Below are 18,000 nucleotides of genomic sequence, written 5' to 3'. Positions count from 1 at the left end.
TTTTCATGGATTTTGACCCTATAATCTGTGAAATCAAACCCTCTGTTGCAAAAACCCACAAATTAAGCAGCATAAAACACAACAAGAGAAAAGTAAAATTCAACACTCTGCCTGCCGATGAAGTGAAAACAAACAAATCGAAGTTTACAAAATTCCAGGCAAAAGTCCGTAAATATCCGACTTTAAAAGAAAAACTTGTTATACAAAACACCCAAGAGGAATTTTATAACTCCATAAAAATAAGAAAAGAACCGGTAAAATTCTCATGCATTGCGCGTTTTTACAACACAGTGCTTCAAAATGCCTGCAACCCGCCTATAAAAAAAGAAATCGGCTTTAGCCCAAAGTTAACCAGACTCAAAGCAAAAGATATATGTATAGCAAACAGTATAAAAACCGTAAACGAAATTCTCGAGGTAGAACCTTACACAAAAAAATTCCCTCAAAAACGCATAATGGAGCTGCCCGTAAAAAAATACCCGGTAAAAGAAGAAACTCTGAGCAAAACCCAGCTTGATTCTCTGCGCACGAAACTTGCCATACAGGCAAAATGTAAAAAATACAGTATCAGCATAGAAAATATTTACGACAAATTCCCAAAAGATTACTACACAAACATAACCCCCAAAAAAGACTACAATATGGTTGAATGTTCTATAGATAGTTCCAATAAAGATGCGCAAGGGCTGCAGCTTTTGGTAACAGGCAGAAGAAAGTACGACCCGCAGCTTATAAAAACACTGGTTGATTATAAAGATATAGATTTGTGATAAAAGGTGCAGAGGCAGCACACCGGCAAACCTTTTACTTATTCATCTCATTTTGCAATTTATCCTACTATCTAATGTAAACGGGCTTGATAAATAATTTGAAGTTAATCATAATAAATTTATGATTAAGAAAATCCTTACAATACTTTCAATAATATTTCTGGCAGCACTGATATTCACCTCATGTCTGCATAGAGATGTACCTGAAAAAGAAACGCAGCACCAAAATACAAGCAGCCTGGAAGAAACCAGACCGGAAGAAATTCCGCCTTATAAAATAGTAGAAATAGGCGGAGTAGAGTACCTTCAATCGAGAGGTGAAACAGGCAAACCAGGCGGAACTTTCTATTCTTCCATGATAGGTGAAGGACCTAAGACTTTTAACTATTGGAATTCAAAAGATGCAACTTCATCATCTATTGCAGGCACAATGTTTGAAGGACTTTTTATTACAGACCCCTATTCAGGCAAAGTAATACCACGTCTTGCAAAAAGCTACAGCGTGGATAAGACGGGCAAAGTTTATACGGTAACTTTAAGAAAAGGGCTTAAATGGTCAGATGACAAAGAAATCACGGCAGATGATGTTCTTTTTACGTTTAATACAATAATAAAAGGCGGCTACGGCGATACGAGCGCACGAGATGTAATGCTGGTAGACGGCAAAATGCCCGCAGCAGAAAAAGTTGATAAATACACGATAAAATTCACTACCCCAAAACCGTTTGCACCTTTTTTAAGAATGCTCGGCTTTCCAATAGCACCAAAACACAAACTTGAGCCTGTTACAAAAAAAGGCATAGCGGAATTTAATCAATATTGGGGCGTTACAACAGCCCCGAAAGATTTTGTCGTAAGCGGAATGTTTAAATTAAAAGAATATGTGCCTGCCCAACGTGTTATTCTCGAGAAAAATCCAAACTTTGCAATGACGGATAAACTAAACCAAAAACTCCCGTACCTTGATACTTACGTGATTTATATAGTAGGCGACCTGAATAATCAGATATTAAAATTTGAAGCTAACGAGATTGATTATCTGAATGTGCGCGGCAATCAGGTTGCACGATTTAAACAAAAAGAAAAAGCTTCGAACTACAAAATGTATAACCTTGGTGCCGGTGACGGAACCACTTTTATAACTTTTAATCTGAACCGCAGAAAAAATGATAAAGGGCAATATTACGTAGACCCCGTAAAGCAAAAATGGTTTAACGATATCAATTTCAGAAGAGCTGTTGACTATGCCATCGACCGTGATTTTATAGTGTCAAATATCCTTGAAGGCGTGGGTTCCCCGTTGTTTACGGCAGAAGGCTTATCTTCTATATTTCTGGACAAAGAACTTGCAAAAGGACATCCGAGAGATTTGAATTATGCCAGAGAACTACTCAAAAAATCAGGGTTTTATTATGATAAAAAAGGGAATCTATATGACAAGGAGGGGCATTTAGTAGAATTTACAATGCTGACAAATGCGGGCAATACAGAAAGAGAATCTGTCGGCGTAATGGTAAAAGAAGACCTCAAAGAACTCGGTATGAAGGTAAACTTTAAACCGATAGAATTTAATGTTTTAGTCGGCAAAATAACAGGCGCTATGGATTGGGATGCGATTATATTAGGGCTTACCGGCTCAAGTCTGGAACCCAATAACGGTGCAAATGTATGGCGCTCTGACGGGACTTTGCACATGTTTAATTTAAGGCAGGGCAAAGATGCTCTTAATAAAGCCGATTTAAGACCTTGGGAAGCTCAGATTGACGATATATTTTTAAAAGGAGCCCTTGAACTTGACTTCAATAAAAGAAAGGCTATTTACGACCAATACCAACAAATCGCTTACGAGCAGCAGCCTTTTATTTATCTTTATACCCCGCTGAATATAGTTGCAATAAGAAAACATTTGGGCAACATCAACCCGACCCCTCTTGGCGGTCCTGTTCATAACCTAGAGGAGATTTATATAAAATAATGTCTATCCCTTTATATATACTGAAAAGAATACTGCAATCCATACCATTATTAATTTTGGTATCGATTTTCAGCTTTTTTATAATAAGAATGAGTCCTATTGACCCTTTAAGCGAACTAAAGCTTAACCCTGCCATTTCAGCGGCAACTCTCAAAGCCGAGGAACAAAGACTCGGGCTTCATTTACCTTTGTATAAACAGTATTTTAAATGGGCAGGAAGTTTTGTAAGAGGAGATTTCGGAGTAACAACCGCCGGGGAAAAGGTTTCCGATAAGCTCAAAGAACGTATACCAAACACTCTTCTTTTAACAATAATAACAATACTTTTCACCTGGGTTGTCGGAATACCGCTGGGTATTTATGCAGCCTTAAACTGGCGAAAGCCGATAGACAGGATAATTACAGTATTTACCTCAGTAGGAATGGCTATCCCCTCTTTTTTCTTTGCATTGCTGCTTCTGGTTTTCGCCGTAAAAACAGGATGGTTTCCTGTCGGAGGATTAACCAGCCCCGGATTTAGCAATATGAACTGGTTTTTTAAGATTTTAGATATTTCCCATCATTTATTCCTGCCCGTGCTTGTACTTTTTACACTAAGCCTTGCAAGTCTTCAAAGACAAATGAGAGGAAATTTGCTTGATGTTTTGGAATCAGATTATATAAAACTTGCCCGTGCAAAAGGGCTTAGCGAAAATACCGTAGTCTACAAACATGCTTTAATTAACGCAATAAACCCTATGATAACGCTTATAGGTTTTGAGTTTGCAGGTTTATTGAGCGGCGCGGCCTTAACAGAATATGTTTTTCAGTACCCCGGCTTGGGAAGGCTTGTTTTGGAAGCCGTACTCAAGTCTGACATTAATCTTGTTATGGCATCGCTTATGATTGGCTCAATAATGCTTATTGCAGGGAATTTGATTGGTGATATTCTTTTAAAATCAGTTGACCCGCGGGTGGTGATGGAATGAGTAAAATAAATGAGTTAAAAATAAACAGAAGCCCCCTAAGGCAAATATTTAAAGATAAATTTGCACGTATAGCTATTTTTATATTGTTCGTTTTTTATATTTTGATAGCGTTTGCGGACTTTTTCGCTGTAAATTCCGAAGACTTTAGCGACAGGCATATTTCTTATGCACCGCCTTCTAAAATTTTTGTAATAGACCAGCGTGGAAACCTCTCAAAACCTTATACATACAACTATACAAGAACATTTAACAAAGAAACCTTTTCGACAGACTATACTCTTGACAGGTCGCAAAAATACTATTTGAAACTTTTTGCCAAAGGGTTTGAATACAAATTTTTAGGTGTATTCAAAACGGACAGGCACCTCGTCGGACTTGATAAACCTGCCGGCAGGCTGTATTTTTTAGGCGCCGATATTAACGGCAGAGATAATTTTTCAAGACTCTTATACGGAGGGCAGGTATCATTGACAATCGGATTTTTGGCATTATTTATATCGTTTCCGATAGGCTTGATTTACGGCGGTATAGCAGGGTTTAGCGGCGGAATTGTCGATACCGTTATGATGCGTATAGCAGAAGCGATTATGTCTATACCGAGCTTTTATCTCCTGATAATTTTAGCAGCGCTTTTGCCCGCCGGAATGACAAGCACACAAAGGTTTACTCTCATAATAGTAATACTGGCTTTTATAGGCTGGGCAGGGTTTTCAAGGGTAGTGAGGGGAATGGTTTTATCCATCAAAACACAGGAATATGTAGAATCAGCCAAAGCAATAGGGGCAAGCAGTTTAAGAATTATTATGAAACATATCCTTCCTCAAACCGCAAGTTTTGTCATAGTAGCCGTAACCTTAAGCGTACCCGGGTATATCCTGGGCGAGTCGGGGTTGAGCTTTTTGGGGTTAGGTATTCAGCAGCCCGACGCAAGCTGGGGTAATATGCTCAAAGAAGCACAGGAATACACAAATATAATCTACAGGCCATGGCTTTTGACTCCGGGGTATTTGATTTTTATAACAATTTTGTCCTTTAACTTAATAGGCGATACCATAAGAGATATTTTAGACCCCAAAAGCTACGGGCGATAATAATTGTTTTATCGGCTTGTTTTATATATAATTTAAGCAGATTTTAAAAGGAGAGCAATATGACAAATATTTCGGGTAACGCTTGGGTTTACAAAGATAATGTTGATACGGATGTAATCATTCCGGCAAGATATTTAAACACTTCTGATCCTAAAGAACTTGCAAAATACTGTATGGAAGATATAGACCAAGCTTTTGCCAAAGAAGTAAAAGCAGGCGATATAATAGTAGCAGGTGAAAATTTCGGCTGCGGAAGCTCAAGAGAACACGCTCCTATCGCAATAAAAGCAAGCGGAGTAAGCGTTGTTATAGCTAAGACTTTTGCAAGAATATTCTACAGAAACGCCATTAACATAGGTTTGCCTATCCTGGAAAACTCTCAGCTTCCTGATGAAGTTCAAAAAGGTGATGTTATAGAAGTCGATTTAGCTTCGGGAAAAATATACAACAAAACCCAAAATAAAGAATACTCAACGGCTAAATTCCCGGAGTCTATCCAAAATCTTATTAAAGCGGGCGGTTTGGTTAACTACACCAGAGAAAAATTAGCAAAATAAAAGAAATTATCGGCACATAAAAAAAACAGAGCATTAAATAATGCTCTGTTTTTATTTGAAAATTTGATACTAAGCTTTACCTGCAGTGCCAAGAAGTTGCATTTTGTGTTTAACAAGTTCTTTAACAGCAGTTCTGCCCGGCCCCATATATTCTCTCGGGTCAAATTTAGCAGGTTCTTCCACGAAGAATTCTCTGATTGTAGCTGTCATAGCTAATCTTAAATCTGTATCAATATTAATTTTAGCTACGCCGTTTTTGGATGCAAAAGAAAGCATTTCTTCAGGAACTCCTTTTGCGTTAGGAAGTTTGCCGCCGAATTTATTACATTTTGCTACTAAATATTCCGGAACTGAAGAAGCACCGTGAAGTACGATTGGGAAATCGTATCCTACCGCCTCATTAACAGCTTTTTTAATTTCTGCAAGTCTGTCGAAATCAAGCTTTGCTTCGCCTGAGAATTTGTAAGCGCCATGGCTTGTTCCTATAGCAATTGCCAAAGAATCACAGCCTGTTTCTTTTACAAATCTTGCCGCTTCCTGAGGGTTAGTAAATTTAGCATCTGCAGCTGATACATTAACATCATCTTCAATACCTGCCAATTTACCAAGTTCAGCTTCAACACTGACCCCTCGTGCGTGGGCATACTCAACAACTTGTTTAGTCAGTGCAATATTTTCTTCAAGCGGGAACCTTGAACCGTCAATCATAACTGATGAAAAACCGCCATCTATGCAGGATTTACAAATTTCAAAGTCTGCACCGTGATCTAAGTGAAGCGCTATAGGTACTGTAGTTGTAGCAAGAGCAGCCTCTACTAATTTAATCAAATAAGTCTGGTTAGCATATTTTCTTGCACCTGCCGAAACTTGAAGAATAATGGGGGATTTTGTTTCTTCCGCTGCTTCAGCGATTGCCTGAAGGATTTCCATGTTGTTTACGTTGTAAGCGCCGATGGCATATTTGCCTTCTAATGCTTTTTTGAACATTTCTTGCGTTCCAACGAGTTTTCTTTCGCTCATTTTCATCTCCTTGTAAATTTTTCTTACGCCTATAATTTTACCATGCACAAAAAAAATAACCTAAAAATAGATTTTTTACACTATCAAGATGATTTATTTGCTCAATATTATTTGTAGGATTAATAAAGAATTAGTTCTTTAGGTTTAGGGAAATATGTTAACAAAAGAAAAATTAAGACTCTCAAAAAATTCAGAAACAAGAAAAACATTACCGAGAAACAAAGGAAATATATCCAACTCAATTACCAAAAACTGGACTGACCAGGCAATTGCATGTTACAGAAGTAATTGCAACTGTACCGAGTGTTCTGTGGCAGGCGGAAACTATTCATTTGTTTGTCAAATGCCAAAAGTCGTTCAAAGCTTGCTTAAAGAAATCGGGAATCCCGAACTTACCGTTAAACCCAAGAAGCTTGCTTAACAGCATTTTTGTAATATTTTTGCCCTGCTGATACTTTTAAGTTATTATTAATGTAATAATATTATTAGGAGAGTGAATATGTTGGAATTTTTCAGAAAACATCAAAAGTCCGTAATCTTGTTTATCGCGGTTGTTTTTATCTTTTGGATGGTAGGATTATCTCTCATACCGCTTTTATTCAGTTAATTTAATGTGATTTCATGTCTTTAAAGTCTAAAATATTAGTTTTAGTATGTGTATTTTTACTCTTTGTCATACAAAGTGTGTCTTTTGCCGCACTTACTTACAATGATGCGGTCAAAGGCACTGTATCTAACGACAAAATACATAAAGTGAAGGATAACATTGAGAAAAAGCGACAAAATACAAGACAAAAGATTCGTGAGCTTAAAGTAAAAGAAAACAAGGAAATAAATAAGCTTTATAAAAGTCAGGGCAACATGGAGATAACAAAAAAAGAACTCCTTATGACCCAGCAAAATCTTGAGCAAACGAAAGCCAGGCTCACAAAGCTTCAACAAAATCTTAATGAAGCTAACGCAAAGTATGAAGCCGACCAGAACGAAGTTGCTAAAAGATTAAGAGAAATTTATAAAGGCGAGAGAATAAGCTTTTTGAATGTAATATTTTTATCTGAAAACATAAATAAATTATTGGATAAAGTTTACTACCAGCAAATAATTGCGCAAAAAGATACGGAAGCGTTAATAAGCCTAAAAGCAAATGCATCCAAACTGGCGGATTATACAAGACAGGTCAATACGCAAAGGCAGAGCATTTTGTATTCGATGGCAAGAATACAGGACAAAAAAGACAAAATCGCCCAGGATATTAACACAAGCCAGTATTTGATTAATAAACTCCAAACAGACAGAAGAACTTATGAAAGAGCTGAAAAAGAGTTAGCAAACCAGTCAGAAAGTTTAGCCCGTATGTTAAGAGGCACGGCGAAAAAACAATCTTCAAAGTTCAGTACTACCACAGATTTCTCAAGACCTGTAGCAGGTCCTATCACATCACCTTTCGGCTGGCGTATACATCCGATATTTCGGAGCCGCACTTTCCACGCCGGAGTGGATATAGGTGCGCCTTACGGTACTCCGGTCAGAGCAACGAATTCAGGGGTTGTGATATATGCGGGCTGGTACGGCGGCTATGGTAAGGTTGTAATCATAGACCATGGTAATTACAAAGGAAAGCCCACCTCTACCCTTTATGCACATTTGTCCCGTTATTCCGTCAATCAGGGTGCAAGTATCAGCAAAGGACAAACTGTGGGATATGTCGGTTCTACCGGATATTCAACCGGTCCTCACCTCCATTATGAAGTGCGTATAAACGGTAATCCTACCAATCCTTTTTAGATTAAACCGAAAGTTTTTCGTATAAATCACTGTCCATATCAAAATTAGAATAAACATTTTGCACATCGTCATGATTCTCAATACTGTCAAGCAAGCGTAAAAGATTTTTTGCATCGGCTGCGTCAGTAATTTCTATTGAATTTTGAGGGGTTCTTGTTACCTCATAAGACAGAAGCTTATAACTCGAATTTTCGAGCTGTTCCGCTACACTTTGCAAGTCCGAAGGTGCTGTAATTATCCGATATTCTTCCTCTTCCTCCAGAAAATCCTGCGCGCCTGAATTTATCGCTGCTTCAAACAATTCGTCCTGATTAACGTTATCTTTTTTAACGATGATTTGACCTTCTTGCTTAAATATCCAGCTCACACAACCGTTTTCACCCAAGTTGCCGTTATATTTATTGAAATAACTTCTTATATCACCTGCTGTCCTGTTGCGGTTTTCTGTCAAAGCTTCTATGAAAACAGCAACACCTGAGGGTCCGTAGCCTTCGTATGTTATTTCTTCATAATTTTCATTACTTGAAGAACCGGAAGCTTTCTCAATAGCGCGTTTAATATTATCGTTAGGCAATCCGGCTGCTTTTGCTTTATCAACAACAGTTCTTAACCTGAAATTTGCGCTCAGGTCAGCTCCGCCAAGCTTTGCGGCTACCATAATTTCCCTCGAGAATTTAGCGAACTCCGCTCCTCTTGCCGAGTCAATTTTTGCTTTTTTTCTTTTAATTGTTGCCCATTTAGAGTGTCCTGACATAATTCAATTACCTTTTTAGTTTAACTCTTCCGCCTTCAACCTCATGTACATTCGCTATTGCTAAAAATGCTTTTGGGTCGGTTTCCAAAACCAATTGTCTAAGTTTGGAAATTTCTAATCTTGTTACTATACAATAAATAATTTTTTTATACTCTCTGCTGTAACCTCCTTCACCCTCAATAAATGTAACCCCTCTTTTTAATTCATGAAGTATAATATCAGCTATTTTTTCAGGAAGCGAAGAAATAATGGTAACGGATTTGGATTCTTCAAACCCTTCAAGCACCACATCTATTGTTTTTGAAATAATAAAATAAGTAGCAATAGAATACATTGCTTTTTCAATTCCAAAAATAAACGCTGCCGAACCAAGTATAAAAAGATTGATAAACATAATAATTTCACCGACGGAAAACGGAATATTTTTGCCGATAGACATAGCTACTATTTCCGTACCGTCAAGAGAGCCGTTATTTCTCAAAATCAGCCCTACCCCAAGCCCCACAATAATCCCCCCGAATATACAGGCTAAAAATAAATCGTCAGTGGCATTCGGGCTTTTGTGCAGCAGCGTAACAAAAATTGCAAGCATAACAACAGCATAAAGAGAATATACCAGGAACCCACGCCCCAGCTGCTTATAACCGTATATTAAAAAAGGTATATTAAGACAAATCAAAAACATACCTAACGGAAGTTTTGTAACATAGCTTGCCATAATTGATATGCCTACAACGCCGCCGTCTATAATATTATTAGGAACCAAAAACTCTTCCAATCCTGTTGCCGCAATAAACGCACCTATTGTAAGAAATATTAAATTTTTAAGAACAAGCCTCACCCTAACCATCGGTATAACCTATTATTGCTGCTGTTGCCTGATATTTAGAATGTGAAGCGCTTAGCTCCCATGTTGTTATTCCAAACTGCTTTGCAAGCCCAAGTGCCTTTCCGTACAATACAACCGAAATCTCTCCGTTGGACAGTTTTATGGTTTCGACATCTTTCCAGTTAATACCTTTATCCCAGCCTAACTTGTTAATTCCGGCTTTAAGCGCCTTAGATACAGCCTCTTTAATGGCAAAACGAACCGCAAAACGCTCTGCCTGTTTATAAGTATTAGAACTACAGAACTTTATTTCATTATCGGTAAATATTTTCTCTAAAAATTTAGCACCATAATTATCTATGGCATCTTTAATTCTTGAGATTTCAAGTATATCAGTACCAAGGTATATTTTCATACTTACAAATTCTCATTATTTGTCTTGGTCGATTGAAAATATATCATAGAATTAAGAACTTCTTTTAAAATTTCGGGGCGTTCTTCAGGATCCATGTGTTTCAGCATTTCTATAGCGGAATGCAGTGATTCGAACTTATCGTACCAGCGTTTTCGCACAGGAACGTATTCTTCATTAATATCTTCTATAAAATCATCGGCATCTACCTGTCTTTTAGCCATCACCATTTGAATTAAATCTGCAGCAATAGATAATTTTACATCATCATCAGCAAACTCCAAGGCATTAACAACAAGACTTAATTGTTCCTCCTGGTCATACCAGCGTACATATTTTTTTTCTTCTTCACTCATATATTCTCCTGATACCTCGTTTAGTTAAGCCTTATTTCAGCGTAAATCATTTAACAGCCCCATAGTGCCCGCCGCTATTTTTTCAAAATCATCATTAGGCAATGTCGACAAGATATTCATAGTGCTTAAAATTGTCCAGTTTTTGTCATACCATCTTCTTCTGCGAAAGGATTTATACAGTCCTAAAACCCGCTCCTTACCTATACTTATAGGTTCTTCTGTTTCAAGCTCAAGCAAATTTTCCCTGATAATATTAGAAAAACTCATAATATTCTCGGCTAAATTATCAATCAGCTCTGCGGGCTGATCCTTAATAACCTCAAGAATACTTGTCATATCTTCATTATTATCATACCAACGTCGTTGTTCCATATTCTTCCCTTTTATCAATTTTATACCATAATAGAGGGCAGTCGGGCAACTTTTAAAATAATAATGTAAACTTTAGGACTTTATTTAATATTTGGGTTAAAATGAGAATGCTTATCACAATTTAATGAGGAGAGAAAATGACAAGGATTAAAATGCAAAGAACCTTTGTAGCTCTTAAGCCTGATGCCGTACAAAGAGGCCTCATCGGAGAAATCATTGCAAGATTTGAAAAAAAAGGTTTAAAAATTGTTGCGTTAAAAATGGTTCATCCGAATTTAGAGTTAGCTGAAGCTCATTATGCAGAACATAAAGGAAAAGATTTCTATCCTTCTTTAATAAAATTCATAACGGAAGGTCCGATTGTAGCGATGGTACTTGAAGGTATACATGCTATAGCAGAAGCAAGGAAAATGATGGGGGCAACCGACCCGCAGAATTCAGCGCCGGGAACAATAAGAGCGGATTACGCACAAGTTAAAGAAAGCAACATTGTCCATGGTTCAGACTCGGAAGAAAGCGCTCAAAGAGAAATCAATCTATATTTCAAGCCTGAAGAACTCTGCATGGGACGTGAAATTATCAGTGAATATTACATAAAGAAATACGCAAAAGTATAAAATGATGCCATCAGAGTATTTTAACTATCAACTTGAAAAAACCTGCAATAGCTCTCAAGCCAGGGCAGGGACGTTATTTACGCCACACGGACAAATTAAAACGCCTGTATTCATGCCTGTCGGTACAAATTCGAGCGTAAAAACACTCACAAATGACCAGATTGCAGGCACAAATGCCCAAATAATACTGTCTAATTCTTTCCATCTGTTTTTAAAACCGGGACATAAGCTTATAGAATCGGCAGGCGGATTACATAAATGGATGAATTGGAATAAGCCGATTTTGACTGACAGCGGGGGCTTTCAGGTATTCAGCCTTGCTGATATAAGAAAAATAAAAGAAGACGGTGTAACCTTCAAAGACCCTAAGTCAGGAACTTCTCACTACATTAATCCTGAAATTTCCATGGAAATCCAAGAAGCATTGGGCGCGGATATTATTATGGCTTTCGATGAATGCGCTCCGTATCCTTGTGATTATGACCATGCGAAAACAGCAATGGAACGTACGCACAGGTGGCTTGAGCGTTGTTTTAACGCAAAAAAAAGACCGGATGTGGCGTTATTTCCTATTGTACAAGGTGCATTTTTCGATGATTTAAGAACAGAAAGCGCAAGGGTTATTTCCTCTTTTGAAGCTCCCGGCTACGCTATAGGCGGGGTAAGCGTAGGTGAACCCGCTGACGTTAAAAACCATATTGTTGAAATCACAGCCCCTCTCCTGCCGGAAAATAAACCAAGATACCTTATGGGAGTGGGTACTCCTCAGGATTTATTAGACGGGGTGCTAAGAGGGATAGACATGTTTGACTGCGTTATGCCGACAAGAATAGCCAGGCATGGCAGCTTCTTTATGAAAAAAGAAAGGGGCATCATTTCAAACAAAACATTTGAAAATGATTTTCGCCCTCTCGCAGAAGGCTGTCAATGTTATGCTTGCCGTAACCACACGAGAGCTTATATAAGACACCTATTTAAGTCCTGCGAAGCAACTGCCGCTACTCTTTTATCAATACATAACATACACTACCTCGTTAATTTAATGGAAGAAGCAAGACAGGCAATACTTGAGGACAGATTTTCAGAATTTTACAGGGAAAACAAGGAGGAAAATACAGTTAATATCTATGCAAAATAATTGTAAAATTTTATTGCATAATAATCAAAATCCTGCTAAAAACATATTAAAAGGAATAGAAAAGATGAAAAAGCTAATATTTAGTTTAATACTGTTGTTATTTACCTCATCAGTATGCATAGCCTCCGGAATGTCAAATCTCAGCGCTGATGAAGCGTTACAAAAATTAAAGGAAGGTAATATCAGATTTCAGGAAATGCACCTTTCTCACCCTGATTTGTCAAAAGAAAGACGAGCTGAACTGTTAAAAGGGCAGCATCCGTTTACGGCTGTGTTAACATGCTCTGATTCACGGGTCCCTCCCGAACTTATATTTGACCAGGGATTAGGAGATATTTTTGAAATCCGCAATGCAGGCAATGTATTAGATAAGCACGTTATAGGCAGTATTGAATATGCCGTTGTACATCTGGGTGTAAAGCTTGTAATAATAATGGGGCATGAGGACTGCGGCGCAGTAACTGCCGCCGTTAAGAAAGCCCATGAAGGCAAATATATAGACAGTTTTATTAAATCATTGCAGCCTGCAATAAAAGAGAGTAAAAAACATCACGGCAGCTGTACTATAACTAATACAGTAAAAGAAAATGCCATTATAGGAGCAGAGGAATTAGTAAAATCCGACCGTATTATTTCTCATTATGTTAAAGAAAAAGGCTTACTGGTGATTCCTGCTTATTATCATCTTGATGATGGTGAAGTTGAGTTTTTAAAAAGATAGGAGGTAATATGTTAAAAAAATTATTATACGTCGGTGTGTTTATGTTTCTTATAAATACAACCGCACATGCCGCAATTACAATTGATTATGACCTGTATACGATAAAAAATACAGAAAAAAATAAAATAGAAACGGCGATGATGACTGAAATTGCAAAAAATAATGCCGGCACTGTTTTCAGGGATAAAGCCAACAACATATACTACTACAAACGAACCGGTAAAAATGGGGATTTCTCTTATTTTGTAAGATTTTATCAGGATTTTAACGATACAAATATCTTTTTGGTATCTTCACCCAAGCGCCCGTTTAAAAGTAATGATATAGAACAAACATTGAAAAACCATAATATTCCGTTTTTACAGTCTAAAGACAAACAGATTATACAGGAATATAAGTTTGATTTTGTGAAATATGCAAGGGAAAATAAGCCGTTAGACTTTGTTGTAATACAAAAAAGAACAGAATGGTTTGAAAACTTGGTTAATAAAATTGATTCGACAATAATTAAAGATAATAAAAAGGTTCCGCAGCTTCCTTACAAAGAAGATGCATCCTATATCAAACTCAGAAAATTATCAAGCGAAACATACACCGGTACCGGGTTTAAAGTAATAAAAAACAAATATAAACTGAAACAAAAAACCTATAAAATGGCTCATGCTTATGAATATCTTATAGAAAACAATTCTGATTCAACTCTTTTAATAGAAAAAATTGATTCTGATAACATTATTAATATTAAAGATATAACAAAAAGCACCTATATAGACTTGGACAGGGTAGATGCAGCAGCTTATGCGGGCAGTTTTTTGGCTCCTTTTACTCTTGGAGTAAGCCTTCTGGCATGCATCCCCGATTGGATAAGAACAGTAAATATACAGACAGAATCAATAAGGTATACTTATAAGTTCCCCGAAGACTATACTGTAGCGCCGCATGGAACAGCCAGAATATTAGTATTGAGGGATAGAGATAACCCCAAACCTTTGGAATTCTACTTAAAAATAAACGGATGTGAAGAGAAATTTGATTTCTAATCTTTATAAATCAAACCTGATTGCTTTTACTTATTGTCTAGCAGGTATTTTTAATGATATAATTCTATTAGAATAAGTTTTTAGTGAAGAGTAAAAGCAATTTGTTTAATTTAAGCAACCAAAACAAGATAATTATCGCAGGCTGGTGCCTCAGCTCTTTGCTGATTTTCGCCATAGCATGGTTTATGATAGACAAAACCCAGCAAACAATTTCCGAAAGCTATCAGAATTTCGGGCTTGTACTTTCGAGGACTTTAGCAACAGAAAGCACCGACCTTATCAAAGGTCTTCCTCCTGAAGATAAAAAATATAAGCTTGAATTTTACAGCGAAAAATTAATGCATGACAATAAGGACATTGAATACATTATTTATAAAAATAATGAATCGGAAGTATTGTATCAATTCGGCAGCAAACCTCAAAAAGAAGACAAAAACGCTTTTTCCATCAATGTTCCTATGTATCTTAACGAAAATATAGTAGGTTCCGTAGAAATAGGTTTTACCGGTTCTTCAATGACCGGTATTTCCAAAACAACACGCAACTCAATGATAATTATCTTTACCGTAATTTGGCTTTTATCAATGCTTGCCGTATTAATTAATACTTTGCTCATAACAAGACAAATTTCACTGCTGTCTAAAGGCGTAAAGAAAATCTCAAGCGGAGAATTCGGCTACAAACTGGAAGGAAAAGACCTTTGGGGTGAAATCAAATTGCTGTTTGATGAATTTAACCACATGTCAACCAAACTCCGTAAATATGAAGAAGAAAATATAGAAGAGCTGGCTTATGAAAAAAATAAGCTTGAATCCGTCTTAATGAGTATTGTAAACGGCGTTGTAGTTTGTGATAACTACGATAACGTAATTCTGATAAACAATGCGGGGCTTTCTGTTTTGAAAGTTAAACCCGAAGAAATCCTAAACAAAAAAATCCAGTCTTATTGTGATATTAACGGCAATTTTGCCTTTGAGCAGCATATTTCGGAGTTTAAAAATACCCCCCGTGAAGAAATAGAGCAGGAACCATTGGTATTTCAGGCAAATATTGAAGAAAAAATATACCAGACTTCAATTTCACCTATATTTACCCCTCATGAGGATTATCTGGGTTACGTAATCGTATTGCATGATATAACTAAAGAAGCGCAAATAGATAAATTAAAAAATAACTTTATATCAAACGTCAGCCATGAGCTTCGCACTCCCGTAACTGTTCTGAGAAGCTATATAGATACATTATGCAACTACGGTAATGATTTTGACGAAAAAACAAAACATGAGTTCCTGCAAATTATGAATCAGGAAGCTAAAAGGCTTAATAATATGGTAAATGATATCCTTGACTTCTCGCGACTGGAATCTCCTAACGTTAAGATAGAAAAACAATTACTCGATTTAAAGCCTATTGTAGAATTAACTGTAGCCTCTATTAACGTTATAGCAAGCGAAAAGAATATAAAATTCTCTGTAATTACAGAGCCTGACTTGCCAAAGGTTTATATGAACCCTGACAGTATAGAAAGATCTCTTAAAAACCTTTTAAGCAATGCTATTAAATATTCTCCGGAAGACAGCAGGGTAAAAATCAGAATTGAAATTGACAATACAGGTCAATACCTTGAATGTACAATAGAAGACTCCGGCATTGGCATACCGTCCGAGCATCTTGATAAAGTTTTTGACAGATTTTACAGGGTTGAAACAGAGGCTCATACTATAAAAGGAACGGGTTTAGGACTTCATCTTGTAAAGCTTAATATTGAGAAACATCACGGCGGACAAGTATTTGTTGAAAGCAAAGCCGGAACCGGCAGCAAGTTCGGCTTCAGATTACCGCTAAATACTGTTGACAGCGCTGATAATAACACTCGGGAAGTAACTGAATCAGAAACTGAAACAGATACTATAATCCAACAATAACCGGTTTATTTTATATATTCTTGTGCAAAACCCATGCCTTTGATGTGTAAAAAATACACTTAATATTTGAGTTATTTTTATCACGATTATAAATTATAAATGTGTTTTTGCAGTTAAACTGCGGGTTCGCGGGCGCTCCAACTGGAGGGGTTGACTTTTTTTCTATTATGATTAATAATATGCTTGTAAGATAAAGTGTTTTGAGTACACTAATTAAGGAAGAAAAACAATGTTAACTATAGCAAATGTTAGAGACAATACAATATTCAGGGCCTATACCCCTAATGAAACCCAGGCTCTTACATTGCCAAACAATAATAGACAAGTAAAAGCCTACCTGGAAAGAAACAGGGATGTATATACGGATTTCGCCGATGGAGATATCTCACTTTTGTCGTTTTTAAAAGATAAAATCAGGACATATTGGAATCTTTTCACTAAAAAACCTGACCCTATTTTAGAAATAAAGGCCAAAATGATAGAAGAAGAAATAAAAGATTTGGTAAAAACAAAACATGCTTCAAGTGTTAATTATGTAGCGTAATTGCTATTTTCCATGCTATGATTAAGTTGTTACACAGCTTATAATCAGCAATGGAATTAGAATACGCTAAAATAAAACCCCTTGAAATGGAAGATTTCATCCATTATATTGACTGGCTCACAAGGTTTAAAAATCCGTTTTTTAATATTAACAGAGTGTGCGACAAGATAATTTCCAAAAATCTTATCGCACCTGCTGTTAGTGCAAAAAAGACATCAGAATTAGGTCTTTTGGATAAATTTAAAATCGCAAATTATATTTGGAATACATCTTGTGAAAGGCTTGGGATAAAAAGACCTAAGAATAGTGCTTTAAAAGATTTTTTAATTTTTGAAGAGAGCAAAACCTTTAATACATCGCTGCTTGTCCAGGATTATAATTTGCCGGGGAAGAATTTTAATGCGTTAAGAAAACAATTATTCTTTGAAATTGACGGTATAATTAATGCCCTCTCACATCAAAAAAACTTGCCTACGTACATAAACAGACTTGTATACCTATCTAAAAAGCTGCAAAAGCTAAGCGTACAAGAGGTTTTTAACAATTATCAAAGTCTTTATACTTCAATAAAACTGGTTTTGTTAACGGAAGGCATTACGGAAGAAAAACTTTTACCCGAATTTGCCCAAAAAATAGGCAGCGGTTTTGAAAAATCGGGGATAAAACTTATTGCGGCAGGGGGGAAAAGTCCGCTGGTAAAATATTATACGCAAATAAGAAACCTTATGAAAATACCTGTATTTATTCTGTTAGATGCCGATGCTACCGATATTTTGGATTCGCTGACTTCCGTATTGTTAAAGAAAGACACTCTTCATATTATATCTGACGGCGAAATAGAAGATATATTAAGCCCGGCGTTAATAATGCGAACCATAAACAAGAATTATTCACAAATCGGACAAATAACAAAAAAAGACCTGCAAGGCGATATGCCTATGTGCAAAAAACTCAAAATACTCTATAAAAACAAGGGGTTTGGCGATTTTCAAAAAGCCAGATTTGCTCAAATTCTAAAAAATAACATCTCAAGGCAGTCTGATATCTCGAATGAAATTAAATTTATATTACAAAAAATTACAAAATGTGTAAAATGCTAGCAAATTCATTCTGTTTTCTGCTTTAA

General features: G+C 36.6%; 20 protein-coding genes. 14 read left to right on the top strand and 6 right to left on the bottom strand.

Features of this window, described 5'->3' with window-relative positions:
• Nucleotides 1-5 precede the first annotated feature (5 nt).
• The 5 genes from PHX18_07535 to leuD all read left to right on the top strand — a co-directional run bounded on the left by PHX18_07535 (nucleotide 6) and on the right by leuD (nucleotide 5,361).
• A complete protein-coding gene (locus PHX18_07535) occupies nucleotides 6-770 on the top strand; it encodes a hypothetical protein (protein ID MDD3594462.1) in 765 nt (254 codons plus the stop codon).
• 121 nt (nucleotides 771-891) lie between these two features.
• Nucleotides 892-2,745 (top strand): ABC transporter substrate-binding protein, encoded by a 1,854-nt coding sequence (locus PHX18_07530; GenBank protein MDD3594461.1) that lies wholly within the window; start codon nucleotides 892-894, stop codon nucleotides 2,743-2,745.
• A complete protein-coding gene (locus PHX18_07525) occupies nucleotides 2,745-3,713 on the top strand; it encodes an ABC transporter permease (GenBank protein MDD3594460.1) in 969 nt (322 codons plus the stop codon). The genes PHX18_07530 and PHX18_07525 overlap by 1 nt, the downstream gene beginning before the upstream one ends.
• A complete protein-coding gene (locus tag PHX18_07520) occupies nucleotides 3,710-4,804 on the top strand; it encodes an ABC transporter permease (protein MDD3594459.1) in 1,095 nt (364 codons plus the stop codon). Before PHX18_07525 ends, PHX18_07520 begins: the two co-directional genes overlap by 4 nt.
• A gap of 59 nt (nucleotides 4,805-4,863) precedes the next feature.
• Nucleotides 4,864-5,361 carry a 3-isopropylmalate dehydratase small subunit gene (gene leuD / locus PHX18_07515; GenBank protein MDD3594458.1) on the top strand — a complete coding sequence of 166 codons (498 nt, stop codon included), beginning with the start codon at nucleotides 4,864-4,866 and terminating at the stop codon, nucleotides 5,359-5,361.
• Nucleotides 5,362-5,430: 69 nt separating this feature from the next.
• On the opposite strand, the gene fba is transcribed toward leuD, so the two are convergent.
• Nucleotides 5,431-6,381 carry a class II fructose-1,6-bisphosphate aldolase gene (fba, locus tag PHX18_07510; protein ID MDD3594457.1) on the bottom strand — a complete coding sequence of 317 codons (951 nt, stop codon included), beginning with the start codon at nucleotides 6,379-6,381 and terminating at the stop codon, nucleotides 5,431-5,433.
• A 154-nt stretch (nucleotides 6,382-6,535) separates the two neighbouring features.
• Here fba and PHX18_07505 point away from each other — a divergent pair, with 154 nt between their 5' ends.
• Nucleotides 6,536-6,802: a hypothetical protein gene (locus tag PHX18_07505; protein ID MDD3594456.1), complete on the top strand. Its 267-nt coding sequence runs from the start codon at nucleotides 6,536-6,538 to the stop codon at nucleotides 6,800-6,802.
• Between the two features lie 200 nt (nucleotides 6,803-7,002).
• Nucleotides 7,003-8,166 carry a peptidoglycan DD-metalloendopeptidase family protein gene (locus tag PHX18_07500; GenBank protein ID MDD3594455.1) on the top strand — a complete coding sequence of 388 codons (1,164 nt, stop codon included), beginning with the start codon at nucleotides 7,003-7,005 and terminating at the stop codon, nucleotides 8,164-8,166.
• Between the two features lies 1 nt (nucleotide 8,167).
• Here PHX18_07500 and PHX18_07495 read toward each other — a convergent pair whose 3' ends face one another.
• From PHX18_07495 to PHX18_07475, 5 genes are read right to left on the bottom strand one after another with little or no spacing between them, the layout of a single operon-like run.
• Nucleotides 8,168-8,920 (bottom strand): YebC/PmpR family DNA-binding transcriptional regulator, encoded by a 753-nt coding sequence (locus tag PHX18_07495; protein MDD3594454.1) that lies wholly within the window; start codon nucleotides 8,918-8,920, stop codon nucleotides 8,168-8,170.
• A gap of 7 nt (nucleotides 8,921-8,927) precedes the next feature.
• Nucleotides 8,928-9,770 (bottom strand): YitT family protein, encoded by an 843-nt coding sequence (locus tag PHX18_07490; GenBank protein ID MDD3594453.1) that lies wholly within the window; start codon nucleotides 9,768-9,770, stop codon nucleotides 8,928-8,930.
• A complete protein-coding gene (gene acpS / locus PHX18_07485) occupies nucleotides 9,763-10,164 on the bottom strand; it encodes a holo-ACP synthase (protein ID MDD3594452.1) in 402 nt (133 codons plus the stop codon). The genes PHX18_07490 and acpS overlap by 8 nt, the downstream gene beginning before the upstream one ends.
• Before the next feature lie 2 nt (nucleotides 10,165-10,166).
• The gene (locus PHX18_07480; protein MDD3594451.1) at nucleotides 10,167-10,517 is read right to left on the bottom strand and encodes a hypothetical protein; all 351 of its coding nucleotides are present in this window, start codon (nucleotides 10,515-10,517) and stop codon (nucleotides 10,167-10,169) included.
• Nucleotides 10,518-10,553: 36 nt separating this feature from the next.
• Nucleotides 10,554-10,889, bottom strand: a complete 336-nt coding sequence (locus PHX18_07475; GenBank protein MDD3594450.1) for a hypothetical protein — start codon at nucleotides 10,887-10,889, stop codon at nucleotides 10,554-10,556.
• Between the two features lie 137 nt (nucleotides 10,890-11,026).
• Here PHX18_07475 and ndk point away from each other — a divergent pair, with 137 nt between their 5' ends.
• The 7 genes from ndk (at nucleotide 11,027) to PHX18_07440 (ending at nucleotide 17,974) form a co-directional block, all read left to right on the top strand.
• Nucleotides 11,027-11,506 (top strand): nucleoside-diphosphate kinase, encoded by a 480-nt coding sequence (ndk, locus tag PHX18_07470; protein MDD3594449.1) that lies wholly within the window; start codon nucleotides 11,027-11,029, stop codon nucleotides 11,504-11,506.
• Nucleotide 11,507: 1 nt separating this feature from the next.
• Nucleotides 11,508-12,644, top strand: a complete 1,137-nt coding sequence (gene tgt, locus PHX18_07465) for a tRNA guanosine(34) transglycosylase Tgt (protein ID MDD3594448.1) — start codon at nucleotides 11,508-11,510, stop codon at nucleotides 12,642-12,644.
• Nucleotides 12,645-12,708: 64 nt separating this feature from the next.
• Entirely contained in the window at nucleotides 12,709-13,365 is a 657-nt protein-coding gene (locus PHX18_07460) for a carbonic anhydrase (protein ID MDD3594447.1), read from the top strand.
• Between the two features lie 8 nt (nucleotides 13,366-13,373).
• A complete protein-coding gene (locus PHX18_07455; GenBank protein MDD3594446.1) occupies nucleotides 13,374-14,405 on the top strand; it encodes a hypothetical protein in 1,032 nt (343 codons plus the stop codon).
• Between the two features lie 83 nt (nucleotides 14,406-14,488).
• The gene (locus tag PHX18_07450) at nucleotides 14,489-16,330 is read left to right on the top strand and encodes an ATP-binding protein (protein ID MDD3594445.1); all 1,842 of its coding nucleotides are present in this window, start codon (nucleotides 14,489-14,491) and stop codon (nucleotides 16,328-16,330) included.
• Nucleotides 16,331-16,559: 229 nt separating this feature from the next.
• A complete protein-coding gene (locus PHX18_07445) occupies nucleotides 16,560-16,874 on the top strand; it encodes a hypothetical protein (protein ID MDD3594444.1) in 315 nt (104 codons plus the stop codon).
• A 50-nt stretch (nucleotides 16,875-16,924) separates the two neighbouring features.
• Nucleotides 16,925-17,974 (top strand): ATP-dependent endonuclease, encoded by a 1,050-nt coding sequence (locus PHX18_07440; GenBank protein MDD3594443.1) that lies wholly within the window; start codon nucleotides 16,925-16,927, stop codon nucleotides 17,972-17,974.
• The last annotated feature ends 26 nt before the right edge of the window (nucleotides 17,975-18,000 follow it).

This window comes from Candidatus Gastranaerophilales bacterium (assembly GCA_028696075.1).
GTDB lineage: Bacteria > Cyanobacteriota > Vampirovibrionia > Gastranaerophilales > JAILCC01 > JAQVHS01.
This window is presented reverse-complemented; position numbering and strand designations above follow the sequence as displayed.

What these genes read in the sequence shown, in the direction of transcription:
- PHX18_07535 (MDD3594462.1), top strand. Translation starts at nt 6, where the DNA reads ATGGATTTTGACCCTATAATCTGTGAAATCAAACCCTCTGTTGCAAAA.
- PHX18_07530 (MDD3594461.1), top strand. Translation starts at nt 892, where the DNA reads ATGATTAAGAAAATCCTTACAATACTTTCAATAATATTTCTGGCAGCA.
- PHX18_07525 (MDD3594460.1), top strand. Translation starts at nt 2,745, where the DNA reads ATGTCTATCCCTTTATATATACTGAAAAGAATACTGCAATCCATACCA.
- PHX18_07520 (MDD3594459.1), top strand. Translation starts at nt 3,710, where the DNA reads ATGAGTAAAATAAATGAGTTAAAAATAAACAGAAGCCCCCTAAGGCAA.
- leuD (MDD3594458.1), top strand. Translation starts at nt 4,864, where the DNA reads ATGACAAATATTTCGGGTAACGCTTGGGTTTACAAAGATAATGTTGAT.
- fba (MDD3594457.1), bottom strand. Translation starts at nt 6,381, where the DNA reads ATGAGCGAAAGAAAACTCGTTGGAACGCAAGAAATGTTCAAAAAAGCA.
- PHX18_07505 (MDD3594456.1), top strand. Translation starts at nt 6,536, where the DNA reads ATGTTAACAAAAGAAAAATTAAGACTCTCAAAAAATTCAGAAACAAGA.
- PHX18_07500 (MDD3594455.1), top strand. Translation starts at nt 7,003, where the DNA reads ATGTCTTTAAAGTCTAAAATATTAGTTTTAGTATGTGTATTTTTACTC.
- PHX18_07495 (MDD3594454.1), bottom strand. Translation starts at nt 8,920, where the DNA reads ATGTCAGGACACTCTAAATGGGCAACAATTAAAAGAAAAAAAGCAAAA.
- PHX18_07490 (MDD3594453.1), bottom strand. Translation starts at nt 9,770, where the DNA reads ATGGTTAGGGTGAGGCTTGTTCTTAAAAATTTAATATTTCTTACAATA.
- acpS (MDD3594452.1), bottom strand. Translation starts at nt 10,164, where the DNA reads ATGAAAATATACCTTGGTACTGATATACTTGAAATCTCAAGAATTAAA.
- PHX18_07480 (MDD3594451.1), bottom strand. Translation starts at nt 10,517, where the DNA reads ATGAGTGAAGAAGAAAAAAAATATGTACGCTGGTATGACCAGGAGGAA.
- PHX18_07475 (MDD3594450.1), bottom strand. Translation starts at nt 10,889, where the DNA reads ATGGAACAACGACGTTGGTATGATAATAATGAAGATATGACAAGTATT.
- ndk (MDD3594449.1), top strand. Translation starts at nt 11,027, where the DNA reads ATGACAAGGATTAAAATGCAAAGAACCTTTGTAGCTCTTAAGCCTGAT.
- tgt (MDD3594448.1), top strand. Translation starts at nt 11,508, where the DNA reads ATGATGCCATCAGAGTATTTTAACTATCAACTTGAAAAAACCTGCAAT.
- PHX18_07460 (MDD3594447.1), top strand. Translation starts at nt 12,709, where the DNA reads ATGAAAAAGCTAATATTTAGTTTAATACTGTTGTTATTTACCTCATCA.
- PHX18_07455 (MDD3594446.1), top strand. Translation starts at nt 13,374, where the DNA reads ATGTTAAAAAAATTATTATACGTCGGTGTGTTTATGTTTCTTATAAAT.
- PHX18_07445 (MDD3594444.1), top strand. Translation starts at nt 16,560, where the DNA reads ATGTTAACTATAGCAAATGTTAGAGACAATACAATATTCAGGGCCTAT.
- PHX18_07440 (MDD3594443.1), top strand. Translation starts at nt 16,925, where the DNA reads ATGGAATTAGAATACGCTAAAATAAAACCCCTTGAAATGGAAGATTTC.